Source organism: Brevibacterium picturae (genome assembly GCF_030453725.1).
Lineage (GTDB): Bacteria > Actinomycetota > Actinomycetes > Actinomycetales > Brevibacteriaceae > Brevibacterium > Brevibacterium sandarakinum_A.
Map to the genome: position 1 here is coordinate 1 of NZ_JAKDJU010000063.1, position 16,829 is coordinate 16,829.

Below are 16,829 nucleotides of genomic sequence, written 5' to 3' on the forward strand. Positions count from 1 at the left end.
TTCCACACGTACAGATCGCGAGCGACTGCCTCACTTTGGCCTGCAGCGTTGAGGACGGGACTGGAATCCGGAAAGGGTGGGGCGGACGATCAGGGTGAAATCCAGATCCAACACGCTGGCCCCATACACACATTCTTGCCGCTAACCCATGACTACCGCTGCGAATTGGAATCATCTCCGTCGATACGCTAGAAAGACTATCGAAGTCCCCCGGGAGATTGCCTGTAGTCCAGCTACGGTGCACCGGGGGTTATTTTTGGCTCCGCACGACTGAATCTTAACCGCGAATGGCAAGAATTTCCCCGCACAGCCGGGAAAGACGATGCCCCGGACGGTTGCCGTATAGGTAGTAAGCCCATGAGCAGTGAATCAAAAGATGTCCCTCACCCGAGTCTTCCAAGGTGAGGGACATCTCCTCTGTGCGGAGGATAGGGGATTCGAACCCCTGAGGGCGTTAACCCAACCCGCGTTCCAGGCGAGCGCCATAGGCCACTAGGCGAATCCTCCGCGAGCTAGCCTATCCGAGTCGTGTCGACAATGCGAAATCAAGACGGCCGAGTGTGAACCATCACACGAAGTGAGGGCGAATGTCCCGACGTCTGCCCGCCTCGCCGCGTTCATGCGCATGAGGACCTGACCGCCGACCTTCTGGCGAAAACTCTTTCTCAGCTGTGTCGATCCGACATAAACTTGTTCGACGTAGTGCATGAGAAGGTCGTGACCGAGACCTTCCGAAATCAGTTGACAGAGGAGTCATCATGAAATTCATGCTCATCATGCGCGCAGTCGACCAGGCTGCAGTAGACGCATTCGACAACACCGACTTCGACGAAATCATCGCCGCCATGGGCGCATACAACGAATCGATGATCAATGCCGGAGTCATGGCAGACGGTGCCGGCCTGTCCGACGCCGCCGAAGGAGCAGTCGTCGACTTCAGCGATGACGACCCCGTCGTGTCCGACGGGCCCTACGGTGAACTGCGCGAACTGTTCAACGGATTCTGGATGCTCGAGGTCTCGTCCAAAGAGGAGGCGATCGAATGGGCGAAGCGCGCCCCGTTGGGTGCCGGATCTCAGATCGAGGTCCGCCGGGTGACCGGACCTGAAGACTTTCCCCAGGACAACGAATGGGTCCAGAAGGAACAGGATTGGATCGCCGAAGGGAAGCTGGCCGGCAGTTGATCGCCGCCTCCGCGAATGACGCTGAGACAGCTCGCCGGGCCCTCGAAGCGACGTGGCGGATCGAGGCGGCGAAGATCATCGCGACCTTGGGCCGCTACGTCGGCGACTTCAGCCGTGCCGAGGATCTCGCTCAGGAGGCAATGGCGGATGCGCTGACCCAATGGCCGGACTCCGGAGTCCCCGCCAATCCGGCAGCGTGGCTGACCACGGTCGCCAAACGGCGAGCCATCGACTCGTGGCGAAGACGAGAACGCTTCGACGAACGGATGGTGAAGCTCGCTGGCGAGATCGAACGCAACGAGCACGAGAGCATCGACACCCTGCCCTGGGATCCGGATTCGATCAACGATGATGTTCTGCGTCTGGTCTTCATCTCCTGCCATCCCGTGCTCGGTCGACGATCTCAGCTCGCGCTCACTCTGCGAGTCGTAGGCGGGCTCTCGAGCGAACAGGTCGCTCGAGCATTCCTCATTCCCGTCGCGACGGTCCAGCAGCGCATCGTGCGTGCGAAGAAGACCCTGGCGGACGCGGACGTCCCGTTCGAACTGCCGCCCGCGAATGAACGCCAGGACCGACTCAAAGCTGTGCTCGGGGTTCTCTTTCTCATGTTCTCGGAAGGGCATGTGGCGACCTCCGGTCCGGACTGGATGCGCCCCGAACTGGCGATGGAGGCACTGCGCCTCACTCGCGTGACCGCCGGGTTGCTGCCGAAGGATCCGGAGGTCCACGGCCTCGTGGCGCTCATGGCCTTCACCGCCGCCAGGTTCCCGTCCCGAATCAAAGCGAACGGGGAACCGATACTGCTGGCCGATCAGGACCGGTCCACATGGGACCGACCCCTTATCCGACTCGGCTCTCGCAGTCTGCAGACCGCCTGCACTCTCCGCGAAGCTCGTGGCCCCTACACCCTGCAAGCCATGATCGCAGAGCGTCATGCCGCAGCAAAGAGCGTTGAGAGCACTGATTGGAATCGCATCGCGCAGCTGTACGGCGATCTCAACCGGGCACTTCCCTCTCCCATCACGGAGCTCAACCGGGCAATCGCGATCGCGGAGGCCGAAGGCCCCGCTCAAGGTCTCTCACTCGTCGACCAACTCGCCTCCGCCGGAACACTCGCGAGGTTCCATCTCATCCCCAGTGTGCGCGGTGAGCTCCTGTCCCGCCTCGGCAGGATCCGGGAGGCACTCGCCGAATTCGAACGTGCGGTTGCATTGGCCGGCAACGACCGAGAACGCGAGGTCCTCCGCGCCAAAGCTCGCAGGATCGAGGATGGTGAGGCAGAGACATCCGCCGACGAGGCGCAGCCTACTGATCACCGGTGACGAAGCGTGCACCGAGAGCATCCGAGGCTCGTTTTGTGCCCCGAGGACGCTCTCGACTACACTGATCGATGGCTCCCCGTGCGGCGTCATCTTGTGAACTCCCCCAGGGCCGGAAGGCAGCAAGGGTAAGCGAGCTCTGGCGGGTGCACGGGGAGTCCTTCGTTTCTCAACGTTACAATTTCACAACTCCCCCTCCCCGCGTCAGTCCAGGTCAGAGCCCGTATAAATGGCGAGAAATGGGCGTTTCACGACGATTTCAGTCCTTGCTTTAATACTTTCGTGATTTGGCTTCATTACCATGGACTGCAGCTCTCATCCCTTTGTACAAACGAGGATCCCTGTTTTGTCACCCACGAAGATTCACGGGGCGGTTGCTGCCCTATCGGCTATCGCACTGCTCACGGCCTGCACACCCTCGGGCTCTGACCCCGATGCCACCCCCAATGATGCGAAGTCGGCCGAGGCCGCCGCCGAGCCCGTGTTCCGGGTCGGATCCGTCTCAGATGCCCAGGCGACCCAGTCGTCTGCGCAGGAATCGTCATCGCAGGCCTCCGACTCCACCGAATCGGCCGAGCCGACCAGCACCGAGGCATCGGCCCCCGAGCAGAGCGGCGAGGTAGTCGAAACCGGGACGGAAACCGCGGTCGAACCAGGTGAGCGCATCAGGCTGAGCGTCGAGAACGCGGTGCTCAGCGACATCTCGATCACCGAGGCCGACCATCCCCGGATCAACTCCGACCCAGGAGCCTTCTTCGACACCGCTGGTACCGCACTCGAGGCCGCCGAGACGAGCAAGAAGCCGGCAGACGAAAACACCGAAGACGCAAAGGCGGGCTCGTCGACGCCAAGCGAAAGCGCTTCGGGCGACGCCGCCGAGCCCACGGCGAAAAAGGACTCTGCCAAGGACGAGCACGTCGTCACGGCTCCCGACGACGCTGCGGCGTGGGTCTCGGCCTACGACCTCGTCGCTGACAGCACCTACGAGCTCTCGGCCACAGCCACCTCGGCGGATGGAGAGGAACACGACTTCACCTCCACGGTCACCGTGTCGGCCACCGACGCATCGCCGATGTCCGTGCGCACGATCCTCGCCGATGACCAGACCGTGGGCGTCGGTGCCCCGATCGTCCTTAACTTCGACTCCACCGTGGCGAAGCAGTACCGTGACGACGTCGAACACCGCCTGTCCGTCAAAGTCACGGACAGCAACGGCAAGAAGCGCACGGTCGAGGGTTCCTGGGCGTGGCTGCCCGACGACCCGCAGTCGCGTCTGCATTTCCGTCCCAAGGAGTTCTGGCCGGCGCACTCGAAGGTGTCCGTCGACGCTCCTCTGAAGAACGTCCCCACCACCGATGACACCGTTGGCCAGAACGATCTCACACTCGATTTCGAGATCGGACGCGAGCAGATCGTCGAGGCCGACGCCAAGTCTCACAACATGGTCGTCACCCGCGACGGCAAAGAGGTCATGAACTTCCCCGCCTCGTTGGGTGCCGCGAAGTCTCCGTCCTACAACGGAACCCACGTGGTCATGTCGAAGGCAGCGGACTACACGATGACCTCCGAACAGTGGGACTACGAAACCGACGTGCGCTGGGCGGTGCGCATCCACAACAACGGAGAGTTCATCCATGCTGCACCCTGGTCGACCGGGGTGCAGGGATCGGAGAACGTCTCTCACGGCTGCATCAACCTGTCCACCGCGCGGGCCAAGCAGTACTACGACTCGGCACTCTACGGCGATCCTGTCGAGATCACCGGTTCGAATGTCAGCCTGTCCACCTCGGCCAGCGACATCTCCGACTGGGTCTATGACTGGGATGAGTGGACGAAGCTGAGCGCACTCGACTGATCGATCCAGTGCGCTCACCGACTGCTGCTACTTGACGTTTTCGGCTGCCTTATCGATCATCGGGACGTAGCGCTCCAACGTCCACGGGACGGTGAGCGGGTTGATGATCGATGATGCGGTGACGAAGGGCTTGTTCTCGGGTGCCACGACCGCGTCGGCCTTGATCGCTGGGATGTTCGAGTACACGCTCTGTGACGTGATGTCCTTTTTGCTCTTCTCATCGGAGTAGAACGTGAAGATGAGATCGGAGTCGTCGAGTTTGTCGGCGTTTTCGAGGCCGATGAGAGCCGAGTCCGTGCCCGGCGCGTCATAGTCTTTCCTGAGTTCGTCGATGACGGGATCGGGGGTCAGGCCCAGTGCCGAGACCATCGCCACTCGCTGCTCATTCGGGTAGAAGACACCGAGAGTGCCCGGTCCGGAGTTGTAGATGTAGGAGAACGTGAGCCCTTCGTATTCCGGCCGCTTCGCCTCTGAGAGCTGCGTCTTGATGTCCTCGACGAGCCCCTCGGACTCCTTCTCCTGACCCAGTGCCTTGCCGATGGTCGTGATCTGCTCGTCCCATTCGATCGTCCACGGCTGTTTGGGGTAGGCGACTGTCGGAGCAATGGCGTCAAGCTGCTTGTACTGCTCGGCGGTGACGCCGGACCAGGGCGCGAGGATGACGTCGGGTTCGAGCTCGGCGACGGCTTCGACATCGAGTTCCGTATCTCCCTGGAACTGCTCGGGCAGCTCCTCGCCCTTCTCCTTCACCGCCTCGTGGATCCACGGCATATAGCCGGTGTCATCGCTGCCCCAGGCGTATTCCTCCATGCCGACCGGAGTCTTCCCCAACGCGATGGCGGTCTCGGTCGACCCCTGCCCGAGCGTGACAACGCGCTGAGGCTCGGCCTCGATGACGGCCTTGCCCAGTGCGTGTTCGATCGTGACGGTCTGGAAGTCGCTTGAGGCCGACTTCGCAGACTCCGCCGAGTCCTGGCTGCAGGCGCTCGCGCTGAAGGCCAGTGTGACGATGGTGCCTATGGCCATGGCCCGGCGAGAGAGATGAGCTGACATTCCTGCCCTTTCGACTGGTGACGGTCATGGTCGGCTCGATTGTGAACACGACCTCGACGTTAACATAGGACAGCCTAACTTAACCTTGCGGTATCGGTGCAACCCGACCGTGTCTCGGTGCAACCCGACCGGGTCTCGGTGCAGCTGCCATCCGTCTGCTCAGAGCAGAAATTCGCGCCATCGTCGTCGAATCCTCCTAGGATCGCATCATGGAAGCACTTCACCTCACGGACTCACCTGGCGATCGAGCCCCGGCGCTGCTGTGGCGCGAGATGCTCGGGCAGGTGCTGAGACTGCGCCGCACCGAGCTGGGGCTGACCCTGGCTCAGGTGTCACGGCGTTCCGGAGTCTCGACCCAATACCTGTCCGAGATCGAGCGCGGGCTCAAAGATCCATCGTCGGAGGTCATCGAGGCGATCGCCGTGGTCCTCGGCCTCGCACTTCCCCAGGTCCTCGTCCTCGCCGCCGCCTCGACGCCGACCGCTGCGCCCGCAACGTCGCCCGCGTTCGGGGTCACCGGTCGGGCGCAGCTGTCTCTCGTGGCCTAGTCGCAGCGGCCAGGCGACTCAGCTCGTCCCGGAATCGAGCCGATTGGCTCGCAGCACCTCGAGTCTGCCGCGATACTCGGCCTCGTCGATGTCTCCTTGGGCGAAGCGCTCGGACAGAGTCGCCTCCGCATTCTTCGTCGATCCGAACCGGCCTTGTGCATCTGCCCAGGGCGGTCCCCCGGCCTGACGCCAGCGTCGCCGGTTGAGCGTGATGATGAGGGTGACGGCCAAGCCGATGATGAGCACCCAGAAGATGGGGATGAGGAAGAAGAGCGGCCAGGCCGCGGGGCCGTGTTCCATGTGCATGATGCCTCCTTGTCAGGAATCCACGTCGATCGTGGACATGGCATCCATCCTTCGCCGGCACCCGCCTCGGCGAATCCCCCACCGGGAGTCACTTCAGGTACTCGCTGCGGAGGATCCCCTACTGCCCGTGCAGCCAACCTGGAGAGACCAGTCCGGACTCATAGGCGAGCACGACGAGGTGGACTCTGTCGCGAGCGGCGACCTTGCTCATGATGCGAGAGACATGGGTCTTGGCCGTCAGCGGTGAGAGCACCAGCTGCGCCGCAATCTCGTCGTTCGACAGCCCCTGGCCGACGAGGGCGAGCACCTCACGCTCACGTTGCGTCAGCACATCGAGGTGCGTCGCCGGCTCGGCCCGCAGCCCCAGGGACATCCTCGACAACAGGTACTTGGTCACCTCGGGCGACAGCAGCGCCTCCCCCTCGGCGACGACGCGCACCGCTCGGATCAGGTCGACCGGTTCGGTGTCCTTGAGGAGGAATCCGCTGGCCCCTGCCCTGACCGCGCGCACGACGTATTCGTCGAGACCGAAGGTCGTCACCAGCACGACGCGCACGTTGTCGAGGCCGGGATCGGCGGCGATCTGCTCGGTGGCCCACAGCCCGTCGCCGTCGGGCATCCTGATGTCCATGAGGACGACGTCGACCGGCGTCGCCGCCAGCTTCTCCAGCAGCTCTTCCCCACCCGATGCCTGCACCCTCACGCCGATGCCTGGTTCCGCGTCGAGCAGTGAGGCGAAGCCGGCGCGGACCAGCTGGTGGTCATCGGCGATTGCCACCGAGATATCGGTCATGTCTGCGCCCCCGTGCTTGGTCGTCCATCGTCGCCTGCCCAGGGCAGCCTGACGCTGATATGAGTGCCTTCTGCGCTCGCCGAGGTGATCGTGAAGGTTCCGTGCAGAAGCTTCGCTCTCTCTCGCATCCCGATGATGCCTGTTCCCGAGCCGTCGTCTCGCCCGAACACCGCATCGTCGGTGCCACGCCCGTCGTCGCTGATATCGATGCGAACGAATCCGTTCTCGCGGAAGATTTCGACCATCGCCGAGGTGGCGTGGGCGTGGCGGACCACGTTCGTCAGGGCTTCCTGCACGATCCGGTAGGCGGCCGCATCGGCGGCACTGCCGGGAGTCGTTCGGGTACCGTCGGCTCGGAGTTCGCGCCGATCATCGAGGTCGATGGCAGGTCGAGAAGGCATCGCGGCGATGAGAGCCGGCAGGTCATCGAGGCCCGGCACGGGAGCCAGCGGTTCGGCGCTGCCTTCGCTGGCTGTGCCTCCGCCGGCACTGGCTGCGCGGGCACCGGAACCGCTGCCGTCGACGGCGTCGGAGCGCATCGTGTGGAGTACGGAGCGGACCTCGTTGAGCCCGGTTCGGCTGAGCTCCTTGATGGCGGCGAGCGCATGTCTGGCCTGTTCGGGGTCTCTGTCGATGAGGTGTTCGCCCATGCCGGCCTGCACATTGATCTGGGACAGGGAATGACCCAGCACGTCGTGGAGGTCGCGGGCGATACGCAGCCGCTCGGCCGCGATCACCTCCTGATGTCGGGCCTGCGCCTCCTCGTCCGCGATCCTCCTGCCCTCACGTCTGCGCCGGGCGAAGGCACCGATGCTCAGTGCGACGATGAGACCGATGGTCGCCGATGCCACACGCCCCACCGACCATTCGACTCCGAGGAAGGGACCGAGCAGCAGGGCCCCCAACCAGACACCCGCCGCCGAGGCGATGGCCCAGATCTGGCGACCGCGGACCATGGCCACGACGAGAGCGAAGAGGAAGGCCGCGTAGAACGGTGTCATCTCGGGGCCTGTGAGCCCCTGCGCCCACATGCCGCCCGGACCATCACCCGACCAGGGACGATTGCTGACATCGTGGTCCCATGCGCCGGAGATGCTGGATCTCGCCAGTGCGGCCCAGACGACGATGTCGACCAGCGTCAGTCCGGCGATGATCGCGACCCTCGGGCCCGGCCAACGTGCGCACAGCAGGAAGATCGTTGGGGACAGCAGTGCCGCTGCAATGCGCACACCATCGACCAGGGCAGCGGCACCATCGTGCGTGGCCATGAACACGGCGAAGGGCAGCTGCAGCAGCAGTGCCAGGACGCTCAGGGCAACCAGGCGCGGTCGAGGCGGGACGCGACGATCAGAATCGGGGTCGCTCGCCTCGGCGGGGGCACGCCTGGATCGGCTCATCCTCTGATCGTAGTCACCGGCCGAGGATTCGGCGTCGTACCACGGCAGTATTCGGCCGGACATCCCCCGGAGTACGTCGACCTCAGCGCAGCTCAGAGGATCTGGTCGACGAGGCCGAAGTCTCGGGCCGACAGTGCATCCAGGACGAGGTCTCGGTCGAGGTCCGCATGGATCTGCTCCATGCTGCGCCCGGTCCCCTGCGCCAGCATCGCCTCGACCTCGCGGCGCTGCCGGGCGATCTCGTCGGCGGCGACGATGAGGTCGGGGATGGCCCCGCGTGCACCCTCGGCATGGGGTTGGCGCAGCACCGCTCGGGCGTGTTCGAGCATCGAGCGCTGACCGGATTCCCCGGCTGCCAGGAGCACCGCGGCATCAGCGGCTGCCTGCCCCACACAGATGGTCGCCACCGGTGCGCCGATGTGGTGCATCGCGTCGTAGATGGCGGTCATGGCCGTCAGCGATCCGCCCGGTGAGTTGATGTACATCTGGATCGGGAGTTCGCGGCTGCTCGCCTCAAGGTGGAGCAGCTGCGCGATGACTGTGTTGGCCACCCCGTCGTCGATCGGCACACCCAGGTAGATGATGCGGTTGCCCAACAGGTGGGAATACACGTCGACGATCTTCTCCCCACCACCCGAGCGGTCGACGACATTCGGAATCGTGTACTGGCTCATGGCGCACCGATCCCGCCGCGCAGGTCGGCTGGGGAGTCGACGACGCGGTCGATGAGCCCGTAGTCGAGGGCCTGCTTCGCGGTGAACCACCGATCGCGCAGGGAATCGTCGAAGATGCGCTCATAGGTCTTGCCCGTCGCCTCGGCGATGCGGTGCAGGACCGAGTCGCGGACGTTGCGCAGATCCCCGGACTGCAGCTCGATGTCGGCGGCGGCTCCCCCGATCCCCGATGACCCCTGGTGGAGGAGGATCCGGGCGTGGGGCAGGGCGAGCCGTCTGCCGGGCGTGCCCATCATGAGCACGAACTGCCCCGCCGAGGCTGCCCACCCGAACGCCACCGTGACCACATCGTTGGGCAGAGTCTCGATCGTGTCGGCGATCGCGTGCATCATCGGCACCGATCCGCCCGGTGAGTTGATCCAGAGGTGGATGTCGCTGTGGGGATCCTCGGCGGAGAGGAGGACGAGACGGGAGATGATCTCCATACCGTTGTCGTCGCGCAGCTCCCCGTTGAAGACGACCGAACGGTAGGCGTAGAGCATTCTCTGGGACTCGGGGATGGGGGTCGTCGGTGCGTCCTCATTCTCGCCCCACCTCGGCGGTGGCTGGGTTGGTCTGTTGTGGGCACCGTGGAGTGCGAATCGTGTGTTCATGCCTCCACTGTGTCGCTCACTTCGCCGTCCGGGAAGGTGTCTCTGCTCTGAGCGGGAGGGTGCCGCTGTGAGCGGACGACGAAGCTGTACACCCGGTGCCGTGGTCCCGCCGTGATAAAGTCGGGCAAGGACTTGAGACTATTTCAATGGAAGGCCGAGACGGAATGCTGCTGAACCTGTGGATGACAGTTCAGTTCATCGTGGTGCTGCTCAGCCCCGATGCCGATACGGTCATTCCCCAGTCGTCCATGCATCTGATCGTCCTCGTGCTGCTGGGTGCGGCGCTGCTGTCGCCGGTGGCGCCCTGGGCGGCAAAGGCTCTCGTCAGGGTCCTGTCCCTGGCTCCCCACGGCCCCTGGGTGCGGAACGAGCGAACCGAGGTTCGCGAGTTCCGCATGCCCGAGGAACCTGGCACTCCGGGTACCGCTCAAGCCAGAGCCCCCTCTTTCGTCGTTCGCTCCTTCGCCTGAACGACGACATCTCCGTGCTCTGAGGCACGGTCGCTGACGCCATTCCTGTCTGCTCCTTGTCAGAGCCTGCCATGGTGTCGCCCTGCGTCGTCGAGTCGCTGAACGCCCATGACGACATCATCACTGCTGCCCATCGCTGCACGGCCGAGTTGCCTGCATCGGCAGCGCCCAGGAGGGCCCTCACCATGAACATCTACGAATTTCCACCCATCGAACTGCTCGTCAACGCCGCCTATCGGGTCGTCACCTGGCTGACTACCCTGCTCGAGCCAATGGCCGGCAGTGCAAGTGCCGCACTGGCCATCGTGGTGCTCACGATCATTGTCCGCGCCGTCCTCATCCCCGTCGGCCTGTCCCAGGTCAGAGCCGGAATCACCCGCAAACGACTGGCTCCGAAGATCTCCGAGCTGCAGACCCGACACAAGAAGAATCCCGAACTCATGCAGCAGAAGATCATGGAGCTCTACAAAGAGGAGAAGGCCTCCCCGATGGCCGGCTGCCTGCCCGTCCTGGCCCAGATGCCGGTGCTCATGGCCGTCTACGGAATCTTCATCCAATCCACCATCGGCGGACATGCCAACGACCTTCTCAATCATTCCCTGCTGGGCATCCCCCTCAACGCCGGCTTCGTCGGTCTCCTGACCGGCGGGGACCTGACGGTGGTCTCGGCCGCCGTCTTCGCGGCCATCGTCGTCGTCATCACCGTCGTCGCCGCCCTGTCGCGGCATCTGCTCACACCCGAGATGCCGCAGACGCCTCCCGCCCAGACACCTGGCAGCCAGAACTCCGGTAGCGACAGGCCCGCTATGCCGGACCTGACAGGTGTGACCAAGGTCTTAAGCTTCATGCCGTTCATGACCGCCGTCATCGCACTGTTCGTGCCATCGGCGGCCACGCTCTACCTGATGACCACGACGGCCTGGACCTTGGCAGAACGCCTCGTGCTCAACCGTGCTCTCAAGGTCAATGTGAAGGATGACGAGCAGCGGGAGCGACAGGGTTCTGCTGCCTGAAGGCTGTGGGCCGGGAGCGCGGCCAGGGGGTTGAGGAATGCGGCCGGTGGTGTGATGAGTGCGGCGTTGAGCATCATGGCCTAACATCGCAGTCATGAACGAACGAAGCCCCAGCGCCGAGCAACGCGAACTCGCACGTCGCCTGGTCAACGAGCACGGTCGCACCTTCGCGGCCGAGGCTTCGATCACGCTGCGGGACAAACCCGCACCTCTGTGGCAGCTCCTCGTCCTCAGCCTGCTGCTGTCGACGCGGATCAGCTCCGATATTGCCCTCGGCACCGCCCAGGAACTCTTCTCCACGGGATGGAGGACACCGCAGCGTCTGCGCCAGAGCACGTGGCAGCAGCGGGTCGATGCTCTGGGACGCGGTGGTTACCGCCGCTATGACGAGAGCACGGCGACCCGTCTGGACGAGGCAGCCGCACTGCTCATCACACGGTGGAAGGGCGACATGCGCAAACTGCGCGACGAAGCCGATGGCGACCCGGCTCGAATCTCGGCGCTTGTGCAGGAGTTCACGGGGATCGGTCCCACCGGAGCCGGTATCTTCCTGCGTGAGGTGCAGCAGGTGTGGTCCGAGGTCCGCCCGTTCACCGACAAGCTCGTCCTCAAGGGCGCTCGAGCCGCAGGCCTGCCCGAGGGCGCGAAGGAGCTGGGCGAACTCGTCGCAGGCAACGATGTCGCGAACCTGGCCGCGGCACTCGTGAGAGTGGCTCGAGACCCCGGCATTCTCACCGACTGACTCCGGCTGTTCGCGACGTGACACGGGCTGTTCGAGGCTTGACTCGTCAGGTGCTCGCACGACAGAAAGGGCCCGGGTCAGAGGATACTTCCTCTGCCCCGGGCCCTTTCCGTGCAGGTGGTCGCCTCAGGCTGCCACAGGCACCTCGGGAGTTCCCGCGATCACCCGCAGCGTTCCGTCTTCGACCATGGCGCTGACGGTTCCGCCCTCGGACACGGCCTCGTTGACGAGGAGGTCCGCGATGCGGTCGTCGAGCTCACGCTGGATCACGCGCCGCAGCGGACGGGCACCGAACTCGGGTTCGTACCCGGCGTCGGAGAGGAACTCCACGGCGTCCTCGGACACGCTCAGGCCGATGCCCTGGTGTGCCAGACGCTGCACCGACTCCTCCAGCTGGAGACGCACAATGACACGCAGCTGCTCACGGTCGAGCCGCGAGAACATCACGGTCTCGTCGATCCGGTTGAGGAACTCGGGACGCATGACCTCCTTGAGCTTGCCCATCACCTTGGCGCTCAGGTCCTTCTCGGTGACCTTCGCATCGGTGGAGCTGAAGCCCAACGGAGTGCTGCCTGCCATGAATTCGGATCCGAGGTTGCTCGTCATGATGATGACGGTGTTCCGGAAGTCCACGGTCCTGCCCTGTCCGTCGGTCAGGCGACCGTCGTCGAGGACCTGGAGCAGCAGGTTGAATGCGTCCGGGTGGGCCTTCTCGACCTCGTCGAGGAGGATCACCGAGTACGGCCGCCGCCGGACCTGCTCGGTGAGCTGGCCGGCTTCGTCGTAACCGACGTAGCCGGGAGGCGAACCCACCAGACGGGACACGGTGTGACGCTCGCCGAATTCGCTCATGTCGAACCGGATCATCGCCGACTCGTCATCGAACAGGGTCGCGGCCAGAGACTTGGCCAGCTCAGTCTTGCCCACGCCCGTGGGGCCGAGGAAGAGGAAGCTGCCGATGGGACGATTCGGATCTCCCATTCCCATCTGCGACCGGCGCACGGCCTTCGACACTGCGCCCACCGCATCGTCCTGGCCGATGACACGACCGTGGAGGACCTCTTCGAGCCTGGCCAGCTTGGCCTTCTGGCCCTGAGTCATGCTCGCCGCCGGGATCCCGGTGGCACGGGACACGACCTGTGCGATCTGATCGGCGTCGACGACGCTGGACGCAGCATCCTTACCCCGATCGGCACTGTGGTCAGCCGTTGTCGTGCTCTCGTCCGGGTTCTCGGCCGCATGCAACTTCTCGCCGAGACTCATGACCTCGTCGCGGAGTTGACCGGCACGCTCGTAGTTCTCTTTGCTGATGGCGGTGGACTTCTCGGTTTCGAGCCGTTCGATCTCCGTCCGCAGTGCTTGGGGATTGACCTTGGGTCCACGACGCAGAGACAGACGGGCACCCGCCTGGTCGATGAGGTCGATCGCCTTGTCCGGCAGGAACCTGTCGTTGATGTAGCGATCGGAGAGCTCGACCGAGGCGCGGATCGCCTCCGACGTGAAGGTCACGTTGTGGTGCTCGGCGTAGCGGCCCTTGAGTCCGTCGAGGATCGCCACAGCATCCTCGATGTTCGGTTCTCCGACGCGCACCGGCTGGAACCGACGTTCGAGGGCTGAATCCTTCTCGATCGTGCGGTACTCCTTCAGGGTGGTCGCACCGAGCAGGTGGAGGTCTCCCCGAGCCAGCCTGGGCTTGAGGATGTTGCCGGCGTCCATCGAGTTGGATTCGCCGTTGCCACCGGCGCCGACGAGGGTATGGAGCTCATCGACGAAGACGATCATCTCGCCGTCCTCGGCGATCTCGTCGAGTGCACCGGTCAGACGCTCCTCGAAGTCACCACGGTAGCGTGTGCCCGCAAGCATTCCCGGCAGGTCGAGTGCGATGACTCGTTTGCCGGACAGCTGCGCCGGGATGTCTCCGGTGTGGATGGCCTGAGCCAAGCCTTCGGCGATCGCGGTCTTGCCGACGCCTGCCTCGCCGAGGAGCACCGGGTTGTTCTTGGTGCGGCGGGCAAGGATCTCGATGGTCTCCTCGATCTCCTGCCCACGTCCGATCACCGGGTCGAGTTCGCCGTCGGCTGCCAGTGCCGTGAGGTCCGTGGAGAACCTCTCGAGCATGGTCCCTTCCGACTGGCCTGCTCCGTGGCCGCCCTGGGGGCCGCCGGCTTCAGCGGCTTCCGCACCGGCCTGCAGCCGCTCCTGCGTCACGCCCGCTTGGGCGAGGATGCGGCCAGCAGGCATCTCATGGTTGAGCACGAAGGCGAAGAACAGGTGCTCCGGGTCGACGTAGGTCGAGCCGAACGCTCGCGCCACCTGGTAGGCGTCGAGGAGCGCACGCTGACCGGAACCGGTCAGCGTCAATGCGCCCTCGGGCTTCGTGCTCGAGGATGCGGGCAGGCGCTCTTCAACGGCATGCGCGACCTGCTCCGGGTCCGCGCCCGCTTGGCGGATCGCCGAGACGCCGGGCTCGGTCTCTGCCATGGTCCGCAGGATGTGCAGGGCGTCGACCTCCGACTGACCGTTCTCTCTGGCATAGTCTGCGGCGTTGTCGATGACCTCGTGGCTGCGCTTGCTCAGCAGCTTGTTGATGTCGACGCTGCCCCCCTGGCGGGCGCCCTGCTGTCCCTGCAGAAAACGAGCAAGGAATTCGTCGAATGAATCTCCGCCAGAACCGGCGGATCCGTAGAATGTAGCCAATCTGACCTCCTAGTGAAAGTTGAGCCTATACGACTCAATCAACGATGAAGGCGGTGGTCTTATTCCCGAGGGAGCCTCTCGACTTCCCGATCAGCCATTCGAGGGCCAGCCGTTGGGTTCACAGCCCTGCAGTCCCTTGGTCTGCTGCTGCATGAGCGGGGCCGTCTCGCCCGGGCCCGGGCACGTTTCGTGGCCGTGGCCCAGAGCGTGACCGACCTCATGATTGATGAGGTAATGGCGGTACAGCGTGATGTCGTCGAACTCGTCGGTGGCAGAGACCCAGCGCTTCGCGTTGAGGATGACATCGTTTCCGTTGCGGCAGGAGAGCTTTCCCAGGGTGCGCAGCGGCAGGCACATCTCATCCACGGTGTCGGGGCTGGCGATGCTGATCATCGCGTCTTCCCCCTCGTCGACCATTTCGATCGACACGTTGTCGATGTTCTGCCAGCCGCGCTCGTCCTGCAGGGTGGAGATGATGAAGGCGGCGGCCTCATCCACGTCGATCGGGAGGTTGTCCTCGACGCGCAGCGCGACCGTGAATGTCTCGCCTTCGTCCCGGTTCGGGCCGGTCTCCTCCTTCGGACGGTCCCATTCGCCGCTGCCGTGCATATCGATGTCGCCCTCGCCGACGCCGGCGGCACCGGCCGAGTCCGCGTCGGGCTCAGCGGACTCGGATTCCTTCGGCCCAGCGGACCCGCCTGACGCGGTGCTGTCGGTCGGTGCGCTCGATTCGCTCGGAGTGGAGGTCTCGCCAGCAGCGATCGTCTCCGCCGCGTGCGGGGTCGGTCGCGTCTGAGTGTCGGGCTCGGGCGCGCAGGCGCTGAGCCCGATGAGCAGGGACGCAGCAACCGCCGCCGAGGCGGCGGGCAGTCGACGTGATGAGCGCAGGGTGCGCGATGCAGGGCGGGGAGATCTCGACACTCTCCAGAGTCTAGCCTTTCAGCGCCGTTCCTCCGGTGGCTGTCGACCTCAGAACTCTGCTGTCGATCGTCAGAACTCGAGGAGTCCGCCGGGACCCCGCAGGCGCGCATGCAACCGGTGTTCGCTGCCGTCGACAACCTGAGTATCTGCGGCACCGAGCACATCGAGGGCACGGCGGGTCGCCTCGGCGTCCGGGGATTCGATGGAGAACTCTTCCAGTTCCACCGCCGGCAGCCCAGCCTCGGCGGGATGGGTCGACTCTCCCCAGTCGATGAGGAAGGGCTGCGCGCCCTTGTCCGGCAGCGGGGACCGTGAGGTCAGGCGCCATTCGAGCAGCTCCCCCTCGGCGGTCTCCCGGGACATGTCGCGAACCTCGCCGAAGTCGATTCCTTCGGTGTTGGCCCCCGCCACCTTCGCGAGGAAGGCGTGCGGGTGGATGGCCCAGGTCTGCAGGGTCAGGCCCTGAGCCAAATGTGCATCCAATGGCAGGGTGCCGTCGGCCGGTGCCGTCTGCTGCGGGTCGGGGCCGAGGATCTCGAGGTAGGTGTGGGCACCTGCGGGCCAGCCAGCCGGGGTGAGGCCGACAAGATAGTTCGCGGTTCCTCGGTCAGGGTGCCGTCCACCGGAGACAGCCCGGACTCCGGTGAGGCGTTCGAATTCGGCGACGCCGGCTTCGAGCTCGGGCACCGTGATGATGAGGTGGTCAAGATTGGCGGGAATCGTACTCAGATCGTCCATGATCCACCGGGACCTTTCACTGTGGCGTGCAGGGATTCTGTGTCACCTGCCTCAACCTCGATGGTAGCCCCCAAGGATCGCAGAACTCTGGATGTTGTGTCCACATCCGGGCTCGTGGCCCAGAACCGCTCGAGTTCGATGCTCGGCATCTCCTGTCGTGCGGGGTGCGGAGAATCCTTCCAATCGATGAGGAAGGGCTGGATTCCGCCCAGGGCCAGCGGGGTCCGCCGCGTCAGTCTCCAGTCGAGGATCCTTCCGTCCGGGGTGCGGCGGGTCATGTCATGCACCTCACCGAGATCGACGTGCGGCTCGTTCGATCGTGCGGCCGAGGTGACGAGCCCGTCGAAGTCGACCGGGTGGATCGCCCACCGCTGCACGGTGGCTCGGGTGATCCCGGCCAGACGCGTCGTTGCAAGCTGTGGGTCCTGTTCAGGGTCGGGCCCGGATGGGCTCCGCCGGGGATTGC

17 protein-coding genes, 1 tRNA gene and 1 other RNA gene are annotated in these 16,829 nt (G+C 64.6%); 8 read left to right on the top strand and 11 right to left on the bottom strand.

Translation table 11 applies throughout. The features are described 5' to 3' along the window. Positions 1–422: 422 nt before the first annotated feature. Positions 423–507, bottom strand: a tRNA-Ser gene (locus L0G76_RS08205). A 251-nt stretch (positions 508–758) separates the two neighbouring features. Here L0G76_RS08205 and L0G76_RS08210 point away from each other — a divergent pair. The 4 genes from L0G76_RS08210 to L0G76_RS08225 all read left to right on the top strand — a co-directional run bounded on the left by L0G76_RS08210 (position 759) and on the right by L0G76_RS08225 (position 4,358). Next, on the top strand, positions 759–1,184 hold the full coding sequence (locus L0G76_RS08210) for a YciI family protein (protein ID WP_304356809.1): 426 nt from the start codon (positions 759–761) through the stop codon (positions 1,182–1,184). Beyond that, the gene (locus L0G76_RS08215; RefSeq protein WP_304356810.1) at positions 1,151–2,506 is read left to right on the top strand and encodes an RNA polymerase sigma factor; all 1,356 of its coding nucleotides are present in this window, start codon (positions 1,151–1,153) and stop codon (positions 2,504–2,506) included. Before L0G76_RS08210 ends, L0G76_RS08215 begins: the two co-directional genes overlap by 34 nt. 67 nt (positions 2,507–2,573) lie before the next feature. Continuing rightward, positions 2,574–2,669, top strand: an RNA gene (ffs, locus tag L0G76_RS08220) — signal recognition particle sRNA small type. 180 nt (positions 2,670–2,849) lie between these two features. Next, a complete protein-coding gene (locus tag L0G76_RS08225) occupies positions 2,850–4,358 on the top strand; it encodes an Ig-like domain-containing protein (protein ID WP_304356811.1) in 1,509 nt (502 codons plus the stop codon). A 27-nt stretch (positions 4,359–4,385) separates the two neighbouring features. Here the strand turns inward: L0G76_RS08225 and L0G76_RS08230 are convergent, their stop codons facing one another. After that, positions 4,386–5,411 (bottom strand): iron-siderophore ABC transporter substrate-binding protein, encoded by a 1,026-nt coding sequence (locus L0G76_RS08230; protein ID WP_304356812.1) that lies wholly within the window; start codon positions 5,409–5,411, stop codon positions 4,386–4,388. A gap of 209 nt (positions 5,412–5,620) precedes the next feature. On the opposite strand from L0G76_RS08230, the gene L0G76_RS08235 reads away from it, so the two are divergent. Then, the gene (locus tag L0G76_RS08235) at positions 5,621–5,959 is read left to right on the top strand and encodes a helix-turn-helix domain-containing protein (RefSeq protein ID WP_304356813.1); all 339 of its coding nucleotides are present in this window, start codon (positions 5,621–5,623) and stop codon (positions 5,957–5,959) included. Between the two features lie 18 nt (positions 5,960–5,977). Here L0G76_RS08235 and L0G76_RS08240 read toward each other — a convergent pair whose 3' ends face one another. The 5 genes from L0G76_RS08240 to L0G76_RS08260 form a co-directional block, all read right to left on the bottom strand. Beyond that, positions 5,978–6,265: an SHOCT domain-containing protein gene (locus tag L0G76_RS08240; RefSeq protein WP_304356814.1), complete on the bottom strand. Its 288-nt coding sequence runs from the start codon at positions 6,263–6,265 to the stop codon at positions 5,978–5,980. Positions 6,266–6,383: 118 nt separating this feature from the next. Further along, positions 6,384–7,058, bottom strand: coding sequence for a response regulator (locus L0G76_RS08245; protein WP_304356815.1), 675 nt, complete (start codon positions 7,056–7,058; stop codon positions 6,384–6,386). Continuing rightward, a complete protein-coding gene (locus L0G76_RS08250; RefSeq protein ID WP_304356816.1) occupies positions 7,055–8,518 on the bottom strand; it encodes a sensor histidine kinase in 1,464 nt (487 codons plus the stop codon). The genes L0G76_RS08245 and L0G76_RS08250 overlap by 4 nt, the downstream gene beginning before the upstream one ends. A gap of 29 nt (positions 8,519–8,547) precedes the next feature. After that, positions 8,548–9,129, bottom strand: a complete 582-nt coding sequence (locus L0G76_RS08255; protein WP_304356817.1) for a ClpP family protease — start codon at positions 9,127–9,129, stop codon at positions 8,548–8,550. Further along, positions 9,126–9,782 (bottom strand): ClpP family protease, encoded by a 657-nt coding sequence (locus tag L0G76_RS08260; protein WP_304356818.1) that lies wholly within the window; start codon positions 9,780–9,782, stop codon positions 9,126–9,128. Before L0G76_RS08260 ends, L0G76_RS08255 begins: the two co-directional genes overlap by 4 nt. A 146-nt stretch (positions 9,783–9,928) precedes the next feature. On the opposite strand from L0G76_RS08260, the gene L0G76_RS08265 reads away from it, so the two are divergent. From L0G76_RS08265 to L0G76_RS08275, 3 genes are all read left to right on the top strand, one after another. Continuing rightward, complete coding sequence (locus tag L0G76_RS08265; RefSeq protein ID WP_304356819.1) at positions 9,929–10,252, top strand: hypothetical protein; 324 nt, start codon at positions 9,929–9,931, stop codon at positions 10,250–10,252. A 185-nt stretch (positions 10,253–10,437) separates the two neighbouring features. Continuing rightward, entirely contained in the window at positions 10,438–11,265 is an 828-nt protein-coding gene (locus tag L0G76_RS08270; RefSeq protein WP_304356820.1) for a YidC/Oxa1 family membrane protein insertase, read from the top strand. Between the two features lie 94 nt (positions 11,266–11,359). Then, positions 11,360–12,007 carry an endonuclease gene (locus L0G76_RS08275; protein ID WP_304356821.1) on the top strand — a complete coding sequence of 216 codons (648 nt, stop codon included), beginning with the start codon at positions 11,360–11,362 and terminating at the stop codon, positions 12,005–12,007. 126 nt (positions 12,008–12,133) lie between these two features. On the opposite strand, the gene L0G76_RS08280 is transcribed toward L0G76_RS08275, so the two are convergent. From L0G76_RS08280 to L0G76_RS08295, 4 genes are all read right to left on the bottom strand, one after another. Continuing rightward, on the bottom strand, positions 12,134–14,704 hold the full coding sequence (locus L0G76_RS08280) for an ATP-dependent Clp protease ATP-binding subunit (RefSeq protein WP_304356822.1): 2,571 nt from the start codon (positions 14,702–14,704) through the stop codon (positions 12,134–12,136). Between the two features lie 90 nt (positions 14,705–14,794). Then, positions 14,795–15,625 (bottom strand): DUF3152 domain-containing protein, encoded by an 831-nt coding sequence (locus L0G76_RS08285; RefSeq protein WP_304356823.1) that lies wholly within the window; start codon positions 15,623–15,625, stop codon positions 14,795–14,797. Between the two features lie 69 nt (positions 15,626–15,694). Further along, positions 15,695–16,363, bottom strand: a complete 669-nt coding sequence (locus L0G76_RS08290; RefSeq protein WP_304356824.1) for a VOC family protein — start codon at positions 16,361–16,363, stop codon at positions 15,695–15,697. Then, positions 16,351–16,829, bottom strand: a 479-nt coding sequence (locus L0G76_RS08295) for a VOC family protein (RefSeq protein WP_304356825.1), incomplete at its 5' end; no start/stop codon positions are given. The genes L0G76_RS08295 and L0G76_RS08290, both read right to left, overlap by 13 nt.

Excerpts from the sequence above, each read along its gene's own strand:
- L0G76_RS08265 (WP_304356819.1), top strand. The coding sequence starts at position 9,929 with ATGGAAGGCCGAGACGGAATGCTGCTGAACCTGTGGATGACAGTTCAG.
- L0G76_RS08210 (WP_304356809.1), top strand. The coding sequence starts at position 759 with ATGAAATTCATGCTCATCATGCGCGCAGTCGACCAGGCTGCAGTAGAC.
- L0G76_RS08270 (WP_304356820.1), top strand. The coding sequence starts at position 10,438 with ATGAACATCTACGAATTTCCACCCATCGAACTGCTCGTCAACGCCGCC.
- L0G76_RS08260 (WP_304356818.1), bottom strand. The coding sequence starts at position 9,782 with ATGAACACACGATTCGCACTCCACGGTGCCCACAACAGACCAACCCAG.
- L0G76_RS08290 (WP_304356824.1), bottom strand. The coding sequence starts at position 16,363 with ATGGACGATCTGAGTACGATTCCCGCCAATCTTGACCACCTCATCATC.
- L0G76_RS08255 (WP_304356817.1), bottom strand. The coding sequence starts at position 9,129 with ATGAGCCAGTACACGATTCCGAATGTCGTCGACCGCTCGGGTGGTGGG.
- L0G76_RS08275 (WP_304356821.1), top strand. The coding sequence starts at position 11,360 with ATGAACGAACGAAGCCCCAGCGCCGAGCAACGCGAACTCGCACGTCGC.
- L0G76_RS08235 (WP_304356813.1), top strand. The coding sequence starts at position 5,621 with ATGGAAGCACTTCACCTCACGGACTCACCTGGCGATCGAGCCCCGGCG.
- L0G76_RS08245 (WP_304356815.1), bottom strand. The coding sequence starts at position 7,058 with ATGACCGATATCTCGGTGGCAATCGCCGATGACCACCAGCTGGTCCGC.
- L0G76_RS08230 (WP_304356812.1), bottom strand. The coding sequence starts at position 5,411 with ATGTCAGCTCATCTCTCTCGCCGGGCCATGGCCATAGGCACCATCGTC.
- L0G76_RS08240 (WP_304356814.1), bottom strand. The coding sequence starts at position 6,265 with ATGCACATGGAACACGGCCCCGCGGCCTGGCCGCTCTTCTTCCTCATC.
- L0G76_RS08250 (WP_304356816.1), bottom strand. The coding sequence starts at position 8,518 with ATGTCCGGCCGAATACTGCCGTGGTACGACGCCGAATCCTCGGCCGGT.